Source organism: Pseudomonas sp. 6D_7.1_Bac1 (genome assembly GCF_025465945.1).
In the GTDB taxonomy this organism is placed as follows: Bacteria; Pseudomonadota; Gammaproteobacteria; order Pseudomonadales; family Pseudomonadaceae; genus Aquipseudomonas.
On the sequence record NZ_JANLNW010000056.1, the window covers coordinates 16768 to 37555 of the forward strand.

Below are 20788 nucleotides of genomic sequence, written 5' to 3' on the forward strand. Positions count from 1 at the left end.
AATACGGCGTCTTTTGCCCCGAGGCTTACAACGGGGTACTCATCATAACAGGACGGCCCCGCCCAAGACAGCGGCCGTCATAGGGACGCAAGCCGCCATGCAAGTGAAACACCTGCTGCTGATCGCCATCCTCGCATTGACCGCTGCTTGCTCATCGAAGGAAGTCGTCGACGAAAACCTCAGCGAGGTCGAGCTGTACCAGCAGGCTCAGACCGACCTGAACAACAACAGCTACACCAGCGCCACAGCCAAGCTGAAGGCTCTGGAGTCGCGTTATCCGTTCGGTCGCTACGCTGATCAGGCTCAACTCGAGCTGATTTATGCGAACTACAAGAACGCCGAGCCTGAGGCTGCCAAGTCTGCCGCCGAGCGTTTTATCCGCCTGCACCCGCAGCACCCGAACGTCGATTACGCGTACTACCTCAAGGGCCTGACCTCCTTTGACCAGGACGTCGGTCTGCTGGCGCGCTTCCTGCCGCTGGACATGACCAAGCGTGACCCGGGCGCTGCACGTGACTCCTACAACGAGTTCGCCCAGCTCACCAGTCGCTACCCGAACAGCCGCTACGCGCCAGACGCCAAGCAACGCATGATTTATCTGCGCAACCTGCTGGCGTCCTACGAAATCCACGTGGCCGACTACTACCTGACCCGTCAGGCCTATGTCGCAGCCGCCAACCGTGGTCGTTATGTGGTGGAAAACTTCCAGGAAACCCCTTCGGTCGGTGACGGCCTGGCGGTGATGGTCGAGTCCTACCAGCGCCTGCACCTGGACGAACTGGCCAACAGCAGCCTCGAAACCCTGAAGCTCAACTACCCGAACCACCCGACCCTGGTCGACGGTAAGTTCGTGCCGCGCGTTGCCGAAGCCGACAACCGTTCGTGGCTGAGCAAAGCCACCCTGGGCCTGATCGAGTCCCGTCCACCGCTGCCGCCGGGCGAAACCCGCGCCAACCAGGACGTGATGAAGCAGTTCCAGGATGCCAAGGACGCGATTCCTTCCGACCTCAAGCCTAAGGAAGGCGATGCGGTTCAGGAACAGCAGCACGAAGCGCAAGGCAACAACAGCGACCGCTCTTGGTTCAGCTACATGACCTTCGGTGTGTTCGACTGACACCCGCCAGGTACCCAAAAGGGAGACTTTCGAGTCTCCCTTTTTATTTCCGCGTTTTATTGAGCTGTGCGCGTCCGTAGTCCTTGGCTAAACTGCCGGATTATTCATCGCAAAGCGGCTCATCATGCTTCGATTACTGTTCTGGATTGTCCTGATTGCTGCAGCAGTATGGTTCTGGCGCAAGTTCAAGCGCCCAGCCGATACCTCCCATACGCCCAGCGAACTCGATGCGCCGCCCATGGTTCGCTGCGCCCATTGCGGTGTTCACCTGCCACGCGACCGCGCGCTGAGCCTTCAACAACAGTGGTATTGCAGCCAGGCTCACCTTGAGCAAGGCCCGAGCTCACGTGATCGCTGAGACCTCGAGTCCCGGCGGCAAACAGGCCCAGCGACTGCTGCGCCTCTATCATCTCTACCGTTTAAGCATCGGCATCCTTCTGGTGCTGTTGATCTCCAGCAACATGGACAACCAGTTGCTGGAGTTCGCCAACGACAACTTGCTGCGTACCGGCAGTTGGCTGTATCTGATTCTGAATATCCTGCTCGTGGTGTTTCTGGCCCCTCCCAGACAACCCGCACAAGTTTTCAGCCTCGCGCTGGCCGATATCCTGCTGTTGTCCGTGCTGTTCTATGCCGCAGGTGGCGCGCCCAGCGCCATCGGCAATCTGCTGATTGTGTCGGTGGCGATCAGCAATACTCTGCTGCGCGGACGCCTCGGCCTGTTGCTCGCGGCAGTCGCCGCCATCGGCATTATTTCCCTGAGTTTTTACCTGAGTGACAGCCACCCGACCGGCGTCAATCACTACCTGCAAGCTGGCACTCTCGGCGCTCTATGCTTTGCCGCTGCATTGCTGGTGCAAGGCTTGACCCGACGAGTGGAGGCCAGCGAGAGCCTGGCCGAGCAGCGCGCCAGCGAAGTGGTCAGCCTGGAAACGCTCAATGCGCTGATCCTGCAACGCATGCGTACCGGCATCCTGGTGCTCGACAGCGAGCGGCGGGTTCAACTGGCCAATCACAGCGCCTTAAGCCTTTTTGGTCAGGAACGCCTCGACGGCCAGCTCATCGACGATTACTCGACAGCCCTGGTCGAGCGCCTGCAACTCTGGCTCAACAACCCGACCCTGCGTCCACAAAGCCTGAAAGTCGCCGGTACAGGCCTGGAACTGCAACCGAGTTTCATTGCCCTGGGCCTGAACGAACAACGTCAGACCCTGGTGTTTCTCGAAGACCTCGCCCAGGTTGCGCAACAAGCCCAGCAGCTCAAGCTCGCAGCCCTGGGCCGGCTGACCGCCGGGATCGCCCATGAAATCCGCAATCCATTGGGCGCCATCAGCCATGCGGCGCAGTTGCTGAACGAGTCTGAGGAACTGATGGGGGCGGACCGGCGCTTGACGCAAATTATTCACGACCACTCTCAACGCATGAACCGGGTGATAGAAAACGTCCTGCAACTTTCCCGCCGCCAGCAAACCGTACCGCAACGGCTCGACCTGCAACCATGGCTGGAACAGTTCGTGCGCACCGTGCGCGAAGGTGCGACGGATCGCCAGCACCTTCGTCTGCACGTGGGCACAGGGCCGTTCACCACCGTGATGGACCCTGACCAATTGACTCAGGTGCTCGACAACCTGCTGCGCAATGCCTGGCGTCACAGCGCCCTTGCGCACGAGCAGGCCGAGGTCTGGCTCACGCTTTCTGTCGACCCTGACAGCCAACTGCCCACCCTTGATGTGCTGGACAACGGCCCCGGCGTTTCACCGGAACAGCAAGCGCATCTGTTCGAGCCTTTCTTCACCACCAGTAGCCGGGGCACTGGTCTGGGCCTCTATCTGTCCCGTGAGCTGTGCGAAAGCAACCAGGCCCGCCTAGACTTCAAACCACGCCAAGGCGGCGGCTGCTTTCGCATCACCTTTGCTCACGGACGGAAACAAAGTTGAAGATAAGCCCACAGCAAAAAGTCCTGATCGTCGATGACGAACCGGATATACGCGAACTCCTGGAAATCACCCTCGGCCGAATGAAGCTCGACACGCTGAGTGCACGCAATGTCGGCGATGCCCGGACGTTGCTGGCCAAGGAACGGTTCGACCTGTGCCTGACCGACATGCGCCTGCCCGATGGAACCGGTCTGGAGCTGGTACAGCACATACAACTGACCCACCCACACGTGCCGGTGGCAATGATTACCGCTTATGGCAGCCTCGATACCGCCATCAACGCGCTGAAAGCCGGGGCCTTCGACTTCCTGACCAAACCGGTGGACCTGACCCGGCTGCGGGAACTGGTGGTCAGCGCCCTGCGTTTGCCAGTCGCCGGCGGCGCCAGCAGCACCATCGAGCGCCGTCTGCTCGGCGACTCATTGCCCATGCGCAGCCTGCGCAAACAGATCGACAAACTGGCGCGCAGCCAGGCGCCGGTGTACATCAGCGGCGAGTCCGGCAGCGGCAAGGAACTGGTCGCCCGACTGATTCACGAACAAGGCCCGCGCAGTGGCCAGCCGTTCGTGCCAGTCAACTGTGGGGCGATACCGTCGGAATTGATGGAGAGCGAGTTTTTCGGTCATCGAAAAGGCAGTTTCAGTGGCGCCATCGAAGACAAACCCGGACTGTTCCAAGCGGCTAACGGCGGTACCCTGTTTCTCGATGAGGTGGCTGACCTGCCACTGGCAATGCAGGTCAAACTGCTGCGAGCGATACAGGAGAAGGCGGTACGCAGCATCGGCGGACAGCAGGAAGCCATCATCGATGTGCGAATACTCTGCGCCACCCACAAGGATCTGGACGCCGAAGTGTCCGCCGGGCACTTTCGGCAGGATTTGTACTATCGGCTGAACGTGATTGAACTGCGGGTCCCGCCATTGCGCGAGCGCCGTGACGACATCGAGTTACTGGCCGCTCATGTGCTCAAGCGTCTTGCGGCAGGCAGCGGCTTGCCGGCCGCCCATCTTCAGCCGCAAGCCCTCGATGCGCTGAAGCGTTACCGTTTTCCGGGCAACGTCCGCGAGCTGGAAAATATGCTCGAACGCGCACACACCCTCTGCGAAAACAAGCAGATCGAGGCCAGCGACCTGCGCCTGACAGACGGCAATTGCAGCACCGAAACCGGTTTGCCGGACCTGACGAAAATCGACGATCTTGAACAGTATCTGGAGAACGTCGAACGCAAACTGATTCTCCAGGCCCTGGAAGAAACCCGCTGGAACCGCACAGCGGCGGCTCAGCGGTTGAATCTGTCGTTTCGGTCGATGCGTTACAGGCTGAAAAAACTGGGATTGGACTGAAACCGCTGTGTATCAGCGCGCCTTTCTATTGTGGCGAGGGAGCTTGCTCCCGCTCGGCTGCGCAGCAGCCGCCAAGAATGCAAATCCACAATCTGATTTTTGGGCCGCTTCGCGCCCCAGCGGGAGCAAGCTCCCTCGCCACAGGTTGTGCTTTTGCCTGAAAACTAGATCCGCCCGGCCGGCGCATACGGCGCCGGGTCGATAACCGGCTCATGGCCGAGCATCACATCTGCAAATAGCTGACAGGAGGCCGGCGCCAACACCAGACCATTACGGTAATGCCCGCAATTGAGCCACAACCCGGCAACCCCTGGCACCGCGCCAATGTACGGAATCCCTTCCGGCGAACCCGGCCGCAGCCCCGCCCAATGCCCTACCACTTCGGCCTGCGCCAGTGCTGGAATCAGTTCGACCGCCGAGGCCTTGAGGCTTTCCAGCGCTGACTCGGTCGGCGTCTTGTCAAACCCTTCGTGTTCCAGCGTGCTGCCGATCAGGATGTGCCCGTCGCGGCGCGGAATGGCGTAACGGCCCTTGGCCAGAACCATGCTCGACAGGAAGTCCGAGGCGCACTTGTAGAGGATCATCTGACCTTTGACCGGCTCGACCGGTAAATCCAGGCCCAGGGTCCTCAGTAAATCACCGCTCCAGGCACCGGCCGTCAACACCACCTGATCGCCAAGGATCGGGCCTTTTGAACTCTCCACCCCCACCACCGCCTCGCCATCACGAATAAACGCGCTGACCTCGCACTGCTCGTGAATCATCACGTTGGGCAGCGCCAGCAATGCCGCCTTGAGGGATTTCACCAGTCGCGGGTTGCGCACATTAGCCACATCAGCCATGTAGATCGCCCGTGAAAACCCCGGCCCCAATACCGGCACGGCATCGTGAGCGGTCGAGATATCCACCGGGCTCAGCGGGCGGTTTTCCCGTTTGGCCCAGGCCAGCGCCTCGGCCTCGTCATCCAGATCCAGCCAGTACAGGCCCGTGGTGTGCACCTCGGGATCGATTCCGGTGGCCGCAAACAAACGTTCGGCCAGCTGTGGATAAAAATCCTGGGACCAGTGAGCCAATGCGGTGACCGCCGGGCTGTAGCGCCACGGGTACAGCGGCGAAACAATACCGCCGCCCGCCCAGGAAGATTCCTGGCCAACGTTCGAGCGATCCAGCAGGACCACGCTCTGCACATGCGACGCCAGATTAAACGCGGTCAGCAGGCCGATCACCCCGCCGCCGACAATCACCACTTGCTGTTGCTTGGCCATCATCTGATCCAACAATAAAAGAGACAGTGGGCGCAAACGCGCCCGAGGATAGGTACTCAGCGACCCCAACAATCTTTGGTGGTCAGCCCGGTCGTCGCATTGTTCATGCCTCTGACGCCGGTATTGGTGATTGTGAAATCGCCACACTTGTCACTGGCCATGGTTGACCCGGCCTTACGCACAGCGGTCAGCAGGAAGGTCTGATCGGTCAATGTCGGGGTGATGGTGTAGTAGTCGTTACCGGCGCTCAGGCCTGTAGCGTTGGTGTACACATTGTTCTTCGAATAGAACCGCTCAAGGTTTTGCGCCTGCTCGGACAGCAACCCGGCAATTTCGGTGCGATGGCTTTTCTTCACGTACTCGGTGAGGAGCGGAGCGGATAGGGTCACCACAATCCCGATGATCGCGATCACGATCATGATTTCGATCAGGGTAAAACCTTGGTTGGATCTGCGCATTGCCTCAACTCTCACTTACTGTATTTGTCGCCACATGATTCGACGGCTGCCGCCGCCGGATTTTTCAACCAGGGTGGTGATGCCGCCACTGGAGTCGTTCACTATTTTGCGGGCTGCACCGTTGACGATCGCGTTCAGCGTCGGGATACCGCCGGCAAAAATCACCCCGCTGGAGATGCTGTCAGTGCTATCGACCAGGCCATCGCCATTGGTGTCGAGCACCGCGTAGTTGAGCATCTTACCGCTGAACGCATCGAGTTCGACCAGTTTGCCGGTGCCAAAGCTCGAACAGGGGTCCGTGGTGTCGACGCTGGCCGTGGTAAATACGATCCGCCCGAGCACCAGAGCGGCCTGGTTGATCACCCGTTCGCCCGTCAGGACATTGTTGTACACCAGCGGTAAATACCAGCCATTCTGCGCAGGATAGGTCACAGGGTTCTGCGAGGTGGTGATGAACTGCCCCCCAGCGGTTCCCGTGAAGACTCCGGTCACGGCCTGCGCCTGCAAGCTCGACACGGCGATCTGCCCTGAGCCGCCATCGGCATCCCACACCCCATAGAACGCTTGCAAGTCCTTGCTGACCTTGTCGGCCGTCTCGTTGAATTTGCCCGTCCCGAAAAATACCTCTTTGCCATTGATGGGATGATCCGCCAGTAATGGCTGCGCAGTGATCGGCTGCGTCGCACCACCCGGCGTGGTGAACAACGGCTTGCCGGAAAAGGCCACGCCCCAGCTGCTGGTGCTTGAGCTGCTCAAGTCGAACTTCCACAACCGCCCCTTCAAATCGCCGCCATAGGCCGCCTGCACAATGCTTTGCGAGTCGACCTTGAGCTTGACCGATGACAGGCCATTGGTGGTTTCGGTGCTGTCGATAACGATTTTCCTGATCAGCGAACCGTCGCGAATATCCACCACGTACAACGCGGCAACACCCGAGTTACTGCCGTAGCCGTTGGATATGAACGCCGCCCACCGACCATCGGCCAAGCGTGCCACTTCCGGGCGCGCGTAGGCATAACCCAGATCATTTAAAGCGTTCGCGGTGTTGGCGGTAGCCGGCGCGCTGATTTCCCACAATGCGTTGGTCACGTTCCCCGCTGCCCCATCGAATAGCTGCACGGCGTAAAAGGTCTTGCCGCCCGCCCCTACTCCGCCCAGGGCCAGGGTTTTCCAGGCGCTGTTGAGCTGGGCATCGAACACGCCAACCTGACCATCGTTGAGGAACTTGTGGCTGGTGCCATTGATGTAGCCCGTGTCAGCGATGAGGTGCAGCGACGGCAGCACGCTGGAGGGCATGTAGGCGTAACGCCGCGCGCCGTTGCCGGCATTGATGACATTCACGAAGCCGTCATTGGCATTCACCACCAGGCCGGTGTTCATGTTCGCGGCCTTGCTGGTCAGGAACGTGCTGTAACTGGTGCTGCCAGCCAGGTCAGAAGCGGTTTTGTCGGTGGGCGACGCCAGCGCCAACGGCGAGTTGATGATGTCCCCGAGCAGCACGCTGCGGACTTTCAAGCCGGTTTTGTTGGTGCCCTTGCTCCACTCCACCAGATCGCTGCCGCTGATGCCGGTTGGCAGGTTCTGGCTGAGGCTGGTTTGCTGAGTACTGGAGAAGTTGCCGTAGGCCAGAGTGACCGCCGCATTGGTCGTGGTGTTCCAGGATTGATAGGTCGGCGCCGTTGCACCGGGGATGATAGCCGTGTCGGTGGTCCACAGCACCGAGGCGGTGTTCACCGTACCGCTGGAGGTGAAGCCAAAGGATTTGATGATCCCGCGCCAGTCCTTGGGGTCATAGCTGGTCTGGTAATAACTGGAGCCGCTGGCCACCGTGTTGCTGCTGGTGACGCCGCTGCCACCCGAGCCGGCCTTGGCGGTGATGTCGCTCAAGGCCGCAGACAGCGCGGTGTTGAGGCTCGCGCCGTCGGTTGCCTGATAGTACTTGCCCTGCCCGTAGCTTGCGGCATCTGACAACATCTGATTGGCGATCGTGAACCCCACCGTGTAGGTGTTCATGTTCTGCTTGGGGAAGTCTGCCGAACCCCAGCTTTTGCCCGCCAGATCGGTGCCGGTGGAGCGCATGTCGATGTCGAAAGCGAATTTGGCGATATCGTCCAGGTACAGGGTGTCACCCTCGTTATCGCCGTTCAGGTTGTTGCCGTCATTGTCGATCCCGTCCCAATTGGGCAGTCGGGTGCCACCCAGTGGATCGTTGGTCGGAAAAGTCCGGTCGTAGGTCGGCAGACCATCGGTGATGACCACGCCATAGTTCTTCTGGCAGCGGTACTGGATCGGGCTGGTGTAGATGGCTGGCGTCGAGTTGTAGTACGGCGTCATGCCGCGAAAATAACGGGTGATTTCGTAGTAGGTTTCCGCCAGAGGCGTGTTGGCTATAGCGCTCAGAGCGTTGATAGCAGCGATCAACCCGTTGTAGTTGGCGTCCGCCTGGGCCTGGGTCACGCTACCGCTGATCGGAGACAGATCACTGATAGCGCGGGCGATATAACCGCCACCACCAGCACTGCCATTGCCGTTGCCATTGCCATTGCCATTGCCGTTGCCATTGCCGTTGCCATTGCCGTTGCCATTGCCGTTGCCATTGCCGTTGCCGTTGCCATTGCCATTGCCATTGCCATTGCCATTGCCATTGCCGTTGCCGTTGCCGTTGTCATTACTGGTCGGCGGATTAAAAGTTGCCAGGCCGAAACGCAACCCGCGATTGCTGGTGACCAGTGCCGTGGCAACATTGCGCGCCACGTTGATTCGGTAGTCAGTGGGTATCGAGCCGTCGGTAAAGTCGCGGTTGCTGCCGTTGGCCAGGCTCACCAGATAGGAGATGTAGTTGTCGTAGTAGCGGGTATTGCCGTTGCCCACCGGGTCGGGAAGCTTGAGGCACTGCGGGAACAGGCTGTTGTTGTAGAACGCGTAGTAACCGCTGGAACAACCGGACTGCGGCAGGCTGGACAGCAGGATCGGGTCACCGATGATACTGGAGCCGCCCAAACACAGGCCCAAGAGCGCGTTGCATTGCTGGGCCGGGGTTCGCGACACCGTCGGATCAAAACCGGAGGCGTAGATGATGCTGTTCATGCTCCCTGAATTATCGAGCAGCAGCATCACGTTCGGCGCAACTGCCGCAGCGTTGAGCAGCGGTGCATCCGATGGCGTGAAGGCATAAACCGGAGCGGCCAGATACAGGCCCAGCAACCCACCGCAGACGAGTTGCGACAACCAGTGGCGCCACGTCTTACGACGAACATCAGTATTTGGCATAGATGCTCTCCACCACACTGCGCGAGGTGCCCGCCAACCCGACGGCGGTCACTCGGTAGAGCGTCGCCGAGGTGTTGCTCGGAACATTCACGGCGCTCAGCGTAGTGCCGATGTTCTGTACGCCATAAAAGCCGCTGCCGGCAGCGATCCAGGTGACCCCGGAGGTAGCGTTGAGCCCGGCAGCCGTGACCACTGAAGATTCGGCCGGCGGTGCACACTGGGTGGTGTTGGCGCACGCCGCCAGGGTGTATGTGCTCAGTTGCACGGCGCTTTCGCCGACCCGCAACGCCGCTTCTGCGCCCTGGAAGGATTGATTGCGCAGCATCACGCTGCCGGCCATTTTTTCCTGGAGCGTGGCGTTCTGCATCGAAGAAATGCCAATCAGCGTTAACAGCAGCAGAAACACCAGGCTCATCAGCAGCGCCATGCCGCGCTGGGAGTTGACCTTGAGGGATGAGACGGTCATCGGCATCGCCCCTACATCAACCGGTTGCGCAAAGCGGCAACCACGTTGAAGGTTTGATTGCGCACGCGGTTGTTGGGATCCGTCAGGGTGAGGGTCAGGCGCACACTGCGGATTCGCGTCGGGTCGGTCGGATTGCTGCTGTAACTCGACGCCGCAACATCGGTAGCACTGGCGGCCATGCCGAAGGTCACGCTGAAAGCGCTGACGTTGCTCACCAGCACCGCCGATGAGGTGCCGGTGGTCATCAGGATCTGGCCGTTACTGAGGCTGTAGGCCAGTCGTCGGATCGGGAACCCCATCTGCCCGGCCGTTGGGGCGTGCGCACCGGTGTAGGCCGTTGCGCTGGTTCGGCAATCAGACACTACGGTCCAGGAGGGCACGCCGCCGTTGCCGCCAACATCCGAGGTGACCAGGGTCAGTTTGAGCGCTGTGTTATCCCAACTGATGGGGGTGATCTGGCTGGCGTTGAAGTCGCCGGCCGAGCTCGCATCGGTAATCGTCCCCAGGCAGCCGAACATGCCAACCATGCGGATTTCCTGAATCATTTTGCTCAGGACAAAACGCGCGTCCTCCTGCATCCCGGCAGCCGTGTTCTGGCTGACGTAGGTGCTTTTTGCCGAAATGAAGATTTGCGCCACGCCCAGTACCACGATCAGGCTGATCGCCAGCGCGATCATCAGCTCGATCAGGCCAAATCCTCGGGATGAACGGCTCATGGCGTCGTCACCGGATCGACAGTGGCGCGACTGCTCAGGACAAAGCTGCGAGTCGAATTGGCGGCGGCGGCCCGCGAGTCATCCCAGGTGATGGTGATGGTGTACACCCGCTGGTTCAGGGTAATGCTACTTGTGGCGGTCGGGCCGCCGAAGCTTATGACATTGGTGGTGAAGTCATACAGGTCCTGATCCCGTGCGACATTCAAATTGCCCGAGGTTGGTGCCGTGACGGTGTAGTCGGCCCCTGAATTGGCCCGAATCCGGTCCATCATGTCGTAGGCAATGAAACTCGCCTGACTGGTCATCAGCGAGCTGTCGGTGTATTTCAGCGCATTGAGCTGAATCGCCGCCGCCCCCAGCAGCCCTACCGCCAGAATCAACAACGCAACCAACACTTCGATCAGTGTCATGCCGTCCTGTGCACGCGATCCCGATCCTGTCATCCGCAGCTTCCACCCAAGACAATCCGTCCGTTCAAACACACGCTGAGCGTCCTGCCCTGCGCCCCCAATACGTAATTGATCACCACCGCCGTGGCCGGCGCCGACAACCCGCCCAGGTTGTTGAAGTCGATGCTGGTCACTCCAGAGGGTAGCGTCAGAGTGGCGCCGCTGCTCATTGCCGGAACAACCCGTAATACATTCGCCGGGGTGCCAGTGCTGTCGTACACCGTCAACTCTCCGGTCCAGACGCTGCCGCCAGCCGTTGGCCGGATCCGCGTGGTGATACCACGGTCGATTGCCTCCAACCGGGCGTAATTGAGTCCTCGCTGCAGATCACTGATCTCGGTATCGGCCTTGGCGTTCTGCACTGAACTATTGAACGCCGGCACCGCCAGGGTGAGCAGAATCGCCATGACCGCAAGGGTCACCAGCAACTCGATCAACGTGAAACCTTTTGTACGATGATTCATCGCTGCCCTCCGCTGCCAACGACTACACCTAGCTGTTACACGCTAGAACATTCAACCGGTGGCCGCAGGGTTGTTTTGACAGCCATTGCGCCAACCAACGCCCTCTGCAGGGAAGGAGATGTCATGCATCAGAAGGGTTTCGGTCTGATCGAACTGCTTTTCGGACTGGCAATCGCGGCGGTCGCTCTGCAACTGGTCAGCCCGGTGTTCAGCGAGTACACAGAATCGGTGCGCCGTGAGAACGCGGCGCAAACGCTTGCCAATGGCATGCGCAGCGCCCGCACCGAGGCAATCCTGCGTCATCAGACCATTGTCATCCACGGTCTGAACGACGATTGGGGCCAAGGTTGGCGAATCATTCTGGACCTCAATGGCGAGGGTCATCAGGACAGCAGTAATCCGCTGCTGATCGAGCGCCAGGCAGGCGCACGGGTGCCGATCGTGGGCAATCGACCGGTGAAGAGTTATGTGAGATTCAGCAGCCTCGGCGAGCCGCTGCTGCCCAGCGGTGCGTTTCAGGCCGGGACGTTGCACATCTGCGCGGGCCGCGAGCCGGTCAGCCATCACCAGGTGGTGCTGTCCAGAAGCGGCCGCGTCAGCCTGCGCAGCGATAAGGCCGAGCAGGCCTTGTGCGCGGGAGGTGAGGAATCAGAGCAGGGAGCGAACGCGTAACTCTTTGGGCATGGAGAAGGTGACGTTCTCCTCGCGACCGGCCAGTTCATCGGCACCGGTGGCGCCCCAGGCCTGCAATTGCTCGATCACGCCACACACCAGCACTTCCGGTGCCGAGGCACCGGCGGTGATGCCGATACGCTCGACGCCCTCGAACCAGCTGCGTTGCATGTCTTCGGCGCCGTCGATCAGGTACGCCGGGGTGGACATGCGCTCAGCCAGTTCGCGCAAGCGGTTGGAGTTGGAGCTGTTCGGGCTGCCGACCACCAGCACCACGTCGCATTCGTCAGCCAGTTGCTTGACCGCATCCTGACGGTTTTGCGTGGCGTAGCAGATGTCGTCCTTGCGCGGGCCGCCAATGGCCGGAAAACGACTGCGCAAGGCATCGATCACACGGCTGGTGTCGTCCATCGACAAGGTGGTCTGAGTGACGAAGGCGAGTTTTTCAGGGTTGCGCACGTTCAGCGCGGCGACGTCTTTTTCGTCTTCGACGAGGTAGATCGCACCACCATTGCTGGCGTCGTACTGGCCCATGGTGCCTTCGACTTCCGGGTGACCGGCATGGCCGATCAGAATGCATTCACGACCGTCGCGGCTGTAGCGCGCCACCTCGATGTGCACTTTGGTCACCAACGGGCAGGTCGCATCGAATACCTTCAGGCCACGGCCTGCGGCTTCAGTACGAACCGCCTGGGAAACTCCGTGGGCACTGAAAATCACGATGACGTCGTCCGGCACCTGGTCCAGTTCTTCGACGAAGATCGCCCCGCGTGCGCGCAGGTCCTCAACGACGAATTTGTTGTGGACCACTTCGTGGCGCACATAGATCGGCGGCCCGAAGACTTCCAGGGCGCGGTTGACGATTTCGATCGCCCGGTCCACACCGGCGCAGAAGCCACGGGGGTTGGCGAGTTTGATTTGCATGCTGTGCCTCGTGTCTTGCGCGCAAGAAAATAGTAATGCCTGCCTGTCATTCGAACACCGGGCTCGAAAACAGTAAAAAACTTACTGTGGGAGCGAGCCTGCTCGCTCCCACAGTTGATCCCATTGGGTCAGTTATAGCGCTTTGACGTTGATGATTTCTACGTCAAAGGTCAAGGTCTTGCCGGACAGCGGGTGGTTGAAGTCGATGGTCACCTGAGCGTCATCGAACGCTTTGACCACACCGGGCAGCTCCGTATTCGCCGCATCGTTGAAGATCACCAACAGGCCTTCGGACAGTTCCATATCCTGGAACTGCGAACGCGGGATGATCTGCACGTTTTGCGGGTTGGGCTGGCCGAAAGCGTTTTCTGGCGCGATAGTCAGATTACGTTTGTCGCCGGCCTTGAAGCCGAACAGGGCCGCTTCGAAACCTGGCAGCAGGTTGCCGTCGCCGACCTTGAAGGTCGCCGGGGCTTTGTCGAAGGTGCTGTCGACGGTGTCGCCGTTCTCCAGGCGCAATGCAAAATGCAAGGTGACTTCCGTGTTCTGGCCAATGCGTTGCTCAGCCAATACCTGTTCAGTCATGAACGGCGTCTCCGGTCTTTTTACTTTTGAACATATCCAGCGCGAGCATTACGGCCCCGACGCTGATGGCGCTGTCGGCAAAGTTGAACGCCGGGAAATACCAGCGGTTCTGCCAATGCACCAGAATGAAATCGATCACATGGCCCAGGGCAATGCGGTCGTACAGGTTACCCAGCGCACCCCCCAGAACCAGTGCCAGCGCAATCGCCAGCCAGGTGTCGTTGCGCCCCAGACGCTTGAGCCAGACCACCAGCACTGCACTGACCACGACGGCGATCAGGGCGAACAACCAGCGCTGCCAGCCAGAGCTGTCAGCCAGGAAGCTGAACGCTGCGCCCGTGTTGTAGGCCAGGGTCCAGCTGAAGTAATCGGGGATCACCACGATTTGCTGGTACATGGTCAGCGAGCCTTCGAAGTAGAACTTGCTGGCCTGGTCAATGACCAGAACCAGCACGCTCAACCAGAGCCAGCTCAGCCGTCCGAAACGGCTAGCAGCATTAGGCATAGTGACGAACCTCACCGGCGCCGCTGATGTTGTCGACGCAACGACCGCAGATTTCCGGATGCTCCGGGTTCACGCCGACGTCTTCACGGCAGTGCCAGCAACGGGCGCACTTGGCGAAGCTCGACTTGACCACTTTGAGTTTCAGACCGCTGACTTCGGTTTCTACTGCGTCGGCCGGTGCCTGCACGAACGGTGCAATGCTCGCTGTCGACGTGATCAACACGAAGCGCAGTTCGTTGCTCAGCTTGGCCAGGTCAGCGCTCAGCGCCTCTTCGGCGAACAGCGTCACTTCGGCTTGCAGGTTACCGCCCACGGCCTTGGCCGCACGCTGGATTTCCATTTCCTTGTTCACAGCGACCTTGACCGCCATGATCCGCTCCCAGTAGGCGCGGTCCAGTTCGAAGCCTTCCGGCAACTCGCTGAGGCCTTCGTACCAGGTGTTGAGCATGACCGATTCATTGCGCTCGCCAGGCAGGTACTGCCACAACTCGTCGGCGGTGAAGGCGAGGATCGGCGCGATCCAGCGCACCAGCGCTTCAGAGATGTGGAACAGCGCGGTTTGCGCCGAACGCCGTGCCTTGCTGTTGGTGCCAGTGGTGTACTGACGGTCCTTGATGATGTCGAGGTAGAAACCGCCCAGCTCCTGCACGCAGAAGTTGTGCACCTTGGAGTAGACGTTCCAGAAACGGTATTCGCCGTAGTGCTCTTGCAGCTCGCGTTGCAGCAGCAAGGTACGGTCCACGGCCCAACGGTCCAGCGCGAGCATTTCTTCTGCCGGCAGGATGTCGGTGGCCGGGTTGAAACCGGTCAGGTTGGAAAGCAGGAAGCGCGCGGTGTTACGGATCCGCCGGTAGGCGTCCGCACTGCGTTGCAGGATCTGGTCGGAAACCGCCATTTCACCCGAGTAATCGGTCGAAGCCACCCACAGACGCATGATGTCGGCGCCCAGGGTGTCGTTGACTTTCTGCGGCGCGATCACGTTGCCCAGGGACTTGGACATTTTGCGGCCGGCTTCGTCAACGGTGAAACCGTGGGTCAGCAGCTCGCGGTACGGCGCGTGGTTGTCGATGGCGCAACCGGTCAACAGCGACGAGTGGAACCAGCCGCGGTGTTGGTCGGAACCTTCCAGGTACAGGTCGGCGCGCGGACCATTTTCGTGGCCCATCGGGTGTGAACCGCGCAGGACGTGCCAGTGCGTGGTGCCCGAGTCGAACCAGACGTCTAGGGTGTCGCTGATCTTGTCATACTGCGGCGCTTCGTCACCGAGCAGCTCGGCCGCGTCCATCTTGAACCAGGCTTCGATGCCTTCGGCTTCGACGCGCTGGGCGACCTCTTCCATCAGTTCAACAGTGCGTGGGTGCAGCTCACCGCTTTCCTTATGCAGGAAGAACGGGATCGGCACGCCCCAGTTGCGCTGACGGGAGATGCACCAGTCCGGACGGTTGGCGATCATCGAGTGCAGACGCGCCTGGCCCCAGGCCGGAACGAACTTGGTGTCTTCGATGGCTTTGATTGCGCGCTTGCGCAAGGTGTCGCCAGCCACTGGCTCTTTGTCCATGCCGATGAACCACTGCGCGGTAGCGCGGTAGATCAGCGGGGTCTTGTGACGCCAGCAGTGCATGTAGCTGTGCTCGATGACGGTGGTGTGCAGCAGCGCACCGACTTCCGAGAGTTTCTCGATGATCGCCGGGTTGGACTTGAAAATAAACTGGCCGCCGAAGAACTCCAGGGACGATGCGTACACACCGTTGCTCTGGACCGGATTGAGAATGTCGTCGTTGACCAGACCGTATTGCTTGCAAATCACGAAGTCTTCCACGCCATAGGCTGGCGAACAGTGAACCACGCCGGTACCGGCGCTCAGTTCAACGTATTCAGCCAGGTACACGGGCGACAGACGGTCGTAGAACGGATGACGGAAGTTGATCAGTTCCAGCGCCGCACCGGTGGTGGTGGCGATGACCGAGCCTTGGCGCTCGTAACGCGTCAGGCAGGACTCCACCAGTTCTTCGGCGAGGACCAGTAGTCTGTCGCCGACGTCGACCAGGGCGTAGTTGAACTCCGGGTGAACGTTCAGCGCCTGGTTGGCCGGGATGGTCCACGGGGTGGTGGTCCAGATCACGATCGAAGCCGGTTTGCCCAACGACGGCAGGCCGAAGGCGGCAGCCAGCTTGGCTTCGTCAGCGATCGGGAAGGCGACGTCGATGGTCGAGGATTTTTTGTTCTCGTATTCGACTTCGGCTTCAGCCAGGGCCGAACCGCAGTCGAAGCACCAGTTCACAGGCTTGAGGCCCTTGAACACGAAACCGCCCTTGACGATTTCTGCCAAGGCGCGGATTTCACCGGCCTCGTTCTTGAAATCCATGGTCTTGTACGGGTTGGCGAAGTCGCCCAGCACGCCCAGACGGATGAACTCGGACTTCTGGCCTTCGATCTGCTCGGTGGCGTAGGCACGGCACAGCTCACGGGTCTTATCCGCGGTGAGGTTCTTGCCGTGGGTCACTTCGACTTTGTGCTCGATCGGCAGACCATGGCAGTCCCAGCCCGGAACATAAGGCGCATCGAAACCCGAAAGGGTTTTCGAGCGGATGATCATGTCCTTGAGAATTTTGTTGAGCGCATGACCGATATGAATGGTGCCGTTGGCGTACGGAGGACCGTCGTGCAGAACGAACTTCGGACGATCCTTACCAATCTCACGCAACTTCTGGTACAGGCCAATGCTGTCCCAGCGCTGCAGAATCTGCGGTTCGCGCTGAGGCAGGCCGGCCTTCATTGGGAAGGCGGTGTCCGGAAGGTTTAGCGTGGCTTTATAGTCGGTCATTTAAGGCTCTTCATTAGCGATTGGCGCTAGGTGCGGCATAGGCACGGGCGGCGGCGACATCCGCATTGATCGCCGTCTTAAGCGCCTCCAGAGAGGCGAAACGCTGCTCTTCACGCAGCTTATGGTGGAAAACCACCGTCAAACGCCGGTCATACAAATCGCCGGCAAAATCTAGAATATGAACTTCAAGGTGGGCTTTGCCATCACCTTCGACCGTTGGCCGAACACCAATATTGGCGACGCCCGGCCAGGTCTTGCCGTCGACTTCGACGCTCACCAGGTAAACCCCGGTCAGCGGTACACGACGACGTTTGAGTTGCACGTTGGCCGTTGGCGTACCCAATTGGCGCGCCAGCTTCTGCCCGTGCAGGACTCGTCCGGCAATCCGGAACGGATGACCGAGCAATCGCTCGGCCAAGGCAAAATCAGCCGCGGCCAGGGCATTACGCACCTGGGTGCTGCTGACACGCAAACCGTCCAGTTCCACGGTCTGTGCCGCTTCGACGGTAAAACCCTGAACCGCTCCGGCCTGTTGCAGGAAATCGAAATCCCCTACCCGATCACAGCCAAAACGGAAGTCGTCACCGACTTCCAGATGCTGCACGCCCAGGCCATCGACCAGAATGGTGTCGACGAACTCGGCGGCGCTGAGCTTGCTCAAGCGCTGATTGAAGGCCAGGCACAGAACCCGGTCGACACCCGCGTCGGCCAGCAATTGCAGCTTGTCGCGCAAACGCGCCAGACGGGCCGGAGCCGTGTCCGGGGCGAAAAATTCACGCGGCTGTGGCTCGAAAATCACCACGCAGCTGGGTACACCCAACTCGAGCGCACGCTCACGCAGCCGGGCCAGGATAGCCTGGTGACCACGGTGAACACCGTCAAAGTTGCCAATAGTGGCGACACAGCCCCGATGCTGGGGGCGCAGATTGTGGAGGCCTCGAACCAGCTGCATAACGCGCTTCTTGCTCATAAAGTGGTCGATTATAACCACACCCGGCGGCCGACGACAGGCAACACCGTAACCCAAAGTGATCGAACCGACAAAACCGACGCCCGACCCGTGATTATTGATCAGTTCAGCGCCTTGCGATTGAAGTCCCGCAGACGGAAGCCCATCAACGCCAGCATACCGAAATAGGCCACTACACCGGCACCGACCAAAGCCCCCAGACGCAGGAAGCGCTCCGGCATGTGCCCCTCGCCCCAGGCCGGCATGAAATGCATCAACCCCAGCAGAACCGCGGACATCACCGTCACTGCGACCACCAGCTTGAGCCCGAACATGCCCCAGCCTGGCTGCGGCTGATACATCTTCTGCTTGCGCAACTGATAGAACAACAAACTGGCATTGAGGCACGCGCCCCCGCTGATGGCCAGGGCCAGACCGGCGTGTTTCAACGGGCCGATCAAGGCCAGGTTGAAGAGCTGAGTGACGACCAACGTGAAAATCGCGATTTTTACCGGCGTGCGAATGTTTTGTTGCGCATAGAAACCCGGCGCCAGCACTTTAATCACAATAATCCCAAGAAGACCGACCGAGTAAGCGACCAGAGCTCGCTGGGTCATCGAGGCATCAAACGCGCTGAACTGGCCGTACTGGAACAGCGAAACAGTCAGCGGCTCGGCCAGAATCCCCAGCGCCAGGGAACACGGCAGCACCAGCACGAAGCACAGGCGCAGGCCCCAATCGAGAATTCGTGAGTACTCCTGGCGATCCTTGCTGGCGTAGGTCTTGGCCAGGGTGGGCAGCAAAATCGTCCCCAGCGCCACACCGAGAACACCGGATGGCAGCTCCATCAGACGGTCGGCGTAATACATCCAGGACACGGAACCTGCCACCAGAAATGAGGCGAAAATGGTGTTGATGATCAGCGAAATCTGGCTGACCGAGACTCCGAGGATCGCCGGCAGCATCTGTTTCAGCACACGCCAGACGCCGGTATCGCGCAGATTCAGGCGCGGCAACACCAACATGCCGATTTTTTTCAGGTGCGGCAGTTGATAGAGCAGTTGCGCCAGGCCACCGGCCAGCACCGCCCAGCCCAGGGCCATGACCGGCGGATCGAAGTACGGCGTCAGGAACACCGCGAAGATGATCATGCTGACGTTGAGCAGGGTCGGCACGAAGGCCGGCACCGAAAAACGGTTCCAGGTATTGAGGATCGCCCCGGCCAGCGAGGACAGCGAGATCAGCAATATATAGGGAAAAGTCACCCGCAACAGGCTGGAGGTCAGCTGGAATTTTTCCGGTGTGTTGGTAAAACCCGGGGCCGTGACCCAGATCACCCAAGGCGCCGCGATCATCCCGAGAATCGTCACCAGCGCCAGCACCAGCGTGAGCAAGCCTGAAACATAAGCGATGAACGTTCGTGTCGCCTCTTCGCCTTGCTGGCTTTTGTATTCCGCCAGAATCGGCACAAAGGCCTGGGAAAACGCCCCTTCGGCAAAGATCCGCCGCAGCAGGTTGGGCAGTTTGAAGGCAATAAAGAAGGCGTCTGTGGCCATCCCGGCGCCAAAAATACGTGCGACGAGCGTGTCACGGACGAACCCCAGAACCCGGGAAAGCATCGTGATAGAGCTGACGGCGGCCAACGATTTAAGCAGGTTCATTGAAGAGTTTTTGCCTGTCGATAAACAGCAGGCGAACAAACCGCCCACTTATGCGATACTCCGCGCCGCAACAGCACAGAGCCAAAGCTCGCGAGTTTACAGGTCGCACGCCGGAAAGAAATATCCCGTCGCTCTCACCTACCACTTAGCGGAACGTCTCAACCGCCCTTGACAAGACTTCAACTCATCGGCATGATTCGCGGCCTATTTTGTTTGCTATTTCCTAAAAAGTCTTTCGAGGAGCTCGACGGTGGCCAACACACCTTCCGCCAAAAAACGTGCAAAACAGGCTGAGAAGCGTCGCAGCCACAACGCCAGCCTGCGTTCCATGGTTCGTACCTACATCAAGAATGTAGTTAAAGCCATCGACGCAAAAGACGCTGAAAAAGCGCAAGCTGCTTACGTTCTGGCCGTGCCAGTTATCGACCGCATGGCCGATAAAGGCATCATCCACAAGAACAAAGCTGCTCGCCATAAGAGCCGCCTGAATGGCCACGTCAAGGCTCTGAACGTTGCCGCTGCTGCCTAAGCGACACGCTCATTAAAAAACCGACCCCAGGGTCGGTTTTTTATTGCCTGCGATTTGGTGAATACAGCGCAAAAAAATGTGGGAGCGAGCCTGCTCGCGATGAGGTCGTAACATTCTACATCATTGTTGACTGCTATACCGCCATCGCGAGCAGGCTCGCTCCCACATTGGATCTCCACTAACTTACTGATTGTGCGTCCACGGCAAAATCGGAATCGCGGTCACGGCATTCTGCGGGCTGCCTTCGATCAGGCGGTCGCTGTAGACCAGGTACACCAGGGTATTGCGCTTCTTGTCGAGGAAACGCACCACCTGCATGGTCTTGAACACCAGGGACGTACGCTCCTTGAATACCTCTTCACCATCCTTAAGCTCACCCTTGAAGCTGATCGGCCCGACTTGACGGCAAGCGATAGACGCTTCCGCCCGATCCTCAGCCAACCCAAGACCACCCTTCACGCCACCCGTCTTGGCTCGCGACAGGTAGCAGGTCACCCCATCGACCTTCGGATCATCGAAAGCCTCGACGACGATACGATCATTCGGCCCAACGAATTTGAACACGGTCGATACCTGACCGATTTCTTCCGCCGAAGCCAGCAGCGGCATCGCCAGCAGCAACCCCAACAATCCTTTTGCCATGCGCATTCGCGTTTT

At 59.7% G+C, this 20788-nt stretch carries 20 protein-coding genes; 6 read left to right on the forward strand and 14 right to left on the reverse strand.

The window, feature by feature from the left end:
* Nucleotides 1–97 precede the first annotated feature (97 nt).
* From NTD87_RS15655 to NTD87_RS15670, 4 genes are all read left to right on the forward strand, one after another.
* The gene (locus NTD87_RS15655) at nt 98–1114 is read left to right on the forward strand and encodes an outer membrane protein assembly factor BamD (protein ID WP_262114904.1); all 1017 of its coding nucleotides are present in this window, start codon (nt 98–100) and stop codon (nt 1112–1114) included.
* A 124-nt stretch (nt 1115–1238) separates the two neighbouring features.
* Complete coding sequence (locus NTD87_RS15660) at nt 1239–1472, forward strand: envelope stress response protein PspG (RefSeq protein ID WP_262114906.1); 234 nt, start codon at nt 1239–1241, stop codon at nt 1470–1472.
* Nucleotides 1462–3051, forward strand: coding sequence for a sensor histidine kinase (locus tag NTD87_RS15665; RefSeq protein WP_262114908.1), 1590 nt, complete (start codon nt 1462–1464; stop codon nt 3049–3051). The genes NTD87_RS15660 and NTD87_RS15665 overlap by 11 nt, the downstream gene beginning before the upstream one ends.
* Nucleotides 3052–3053: 2 nt before the next feature.
* A complete protein-coding gene (locus tag NTD87_RS15670) occupies nt 3054–4394 on the forward strand; it encodes a sigma-54-dependent transcriptional regulator (RefSeq protein WP_410017496.1) in 1341 nt (446 codons plus the stop codon).
* A gap of 164 nt (nt 4395–4558) precedes the next feature.
* Here the strand turns inward: NTD87_RS15670 and thiO are convergent, their stop codons facing one another.
* From thiO to NTD87_RS15705, 7 genes are read right to left on the reverse strand one after another with little or no spacing between them, the layout of a single operon-like run.
* Nucleotides 4559–5659 carry a glycine oxidase ThiO gene (gene thiO, locus NTD87_RS15675; RefSeq protein ID WP_262114910.1) on the reverse strand — a complete coding sequence of 367 codons (1101 nt, stop codon included), beginning with the start codon at nt 5657–5659 and terminating at the stop codon, nt 4559–4561.
* Nucleotides 5660–5715: 56 nt separating this feature from the next.
* Nucleotides 5716–6117, reverse strand: a complete 402-nt coding sequence (locus tag NTD87_RS15680; protein ID WP_262114911.1) for a type IV pilin protein — start codon at nt 6115–6117, stop codon at nt 5716–5718.
* A 15-nt stretch (nt 6118–6132) separates the two neighbouring features.
* On the reverse strand, nt 6133–9387 hold the full coding sequence (locus NTD87_RS15685) for a pilus assembly protein (RefSeq protein ID WP_262114912.1): 3255 nt from the start codon (nt 9385–9387) through the stop codon (nt 6133–6135).
* Entirely contained in the window at nt 9374–9853 is a 480-nt protein-coding gene (locus NTD87_RS15690) for a PilX N-terminal domain-containing pilus assembly protein (protein ID WP_262114914.1), read from the reverse strand. Before NTD87_RS15690 ends, NTD87_RS15685 begins: the two co-directional genes overlap by 14 nt.
* An 11-nt stretch (nt 9854–9864) precedes the next feature.
* Nucleotides 9865–10569: a PilW family protein gene (locus NTD87_RS15695; protein ID WP_262114915.1), complete on the reverse strand. Its 705-nt coding sequence runs from the start codon at nt 10567–10569 to the stop codon at nt 9865–9867.
* A complete protein-coding gene (gene pilV / locus NTD87_RS15700; RefSeq protein WP_262114916.1) occupies nt 10566–11012 on the reverse strand; it encodes a type IV pilus modification protein PilV in 447 nt (148 codons plus the stop codon). Before pilV ends, NTD87_RS15695 begins: the two co-directional genes overlap by 4 nt.
* Nucleotides 11009–11482, reverse strand: coding sequence for a GspH/FimT family pseudopilin (locus NTD87_RS15705; RefSeq protein WP_262114917.1), 474 nt, complete (start codon nt 11480–11482; stop codon nt 11009–11011). Before NTD87_RS15705 ends, pilV begins: the two co-directional genes overlap by 4 nt.
* A 123-nt stretch (nt 11483–11605) precedes the next feature.
* Between NTD87_RS15705 and NTD87_RS15710 the strand changes: the two genes are divergently transcribed.
* On the forward strand, nt 11606–12154 hold the full coding sequence (locus tag NTD87_RS15710) for a GspH/FimT family protein (protein WP_262114918.1): 549 nt from the start codon (nt 11606–11608) through the stop codon (nt 12152–12154).
* Here the strand turns inward: NTD87_RS15710 and ispH are convergent.
* The 6 genes from ispH to murJ all read right to left on the reverse strand — a co-directional run bounded on the left by ispH (nt 12131) and on the right by murJ (nt 19602).
* A complete protein-coding gene (gene ispH, locus NTD87_RS15715) occupies nt 12131–13078 on the reverse strand; it encodes a 4-hydroxy-3-methylbut-2-enyl diphosphate reductase (RefSeq protein ID WP_262114920.1) in 948 nt (315 codons plus the stop codon). The two genes, NTD87_RS15710 and ispH, sit on opposite strands and share 24 nt — an antisense overlap.
* A gap of 132 nt (nt 13079–13210) precedes the next feature.
* Nucleotides 13211–13648 (reverse strand): FKBP-type peptidyl-prolyl cis-trans isomerase, encoded by a 438-nt coding sequence (gene fkpB / locus NTD87_RS15720; RefSeq protein WP_262114990.1) that lies wholly within the window; start codon nt 13646–13648, stop codon nt 13211–13213.
* 7 nt (nt 13649–13655) lie between these two features.
* Entirely contained in the window at nt 13656–14168 is a 513-nt protein-coding gene (gene lspA, locus NTD87_RS15725; protein ID WP_262114921.1) for a signal peptidase II, read from the reverse strand.
* Nucleotides 14161–16992 (reverse strand): isoleucine--tRNA ligase, encoded by a 2832-nt coding sequence (ileS, locus tag NTD87_RS15730; RefSeq protein WP_262114923.1) that lies wholly within the window; start codon nt 16990–16992, stop codon nt 14161–14163. The genes lspA and ileS overlap by 8 nt, the downstream gene beginning before the upstream one ends.
* A gap of 13 nt (nt 16993–17005) precedes the next feature.
* A complete protein-coding gene (gene ribF, locus NTD87_RS15735; RefSeq protein WP_262114924.1) occupies nt 17006–17944 on the reverse strand; it encodes a bifunctional riboflavin kinase/FAD synthetase in 939 nt (312 codons plus the stop codon).
* 119 nt (nt 17945–18063) lie between these two features.
* On the reverse strand, nt 18064–19602 hold the full coding sequence (gene murJ / locus NTD87_RS15740; RefSeq protein WP_262114925.1) for a murein biosynthesis integral membrane protein MurJ: 1539 nt from the start codon (nt 19600–19602) through the stop codon (nt 18064–18066).
* A gap of 250 nt (nt 19603–19852) precedes the next feature.
* Here murJ and rpsT point away from each other — a divergent pair, with 250 nt between their 5' ends.
* Nucleotides 19853–20131 (forward strand): 30S ribosomal protein S20, encoded by a 279-nt coding sequence (rpsT, locus tag NTD87_RS15745; RefSeq protein WP_003185593.1) that lies wholly within the window; start codon nt 19853–19855, stop codon nt 20129–20131.
* A gap of 183 nt (nt 20132–20314) precedes the next feature.
* Here rpsT and NTD87_RS15750 read toward each other — a convergent pair whose 3' ends face one another.
* The gene (locus NTD87_RS15750) at nt 20315–20779 is read right to left on the reverse strand and encodes a CreA family protein (protein WP_262114927.1); all 465 of its coding nucleotides are present in this window, start codon (nt 20777–20779) and stop codon (nt 20315–20317) included.
* Nucleotides 20780–20788: the final 9 nt, after the last annotated feature.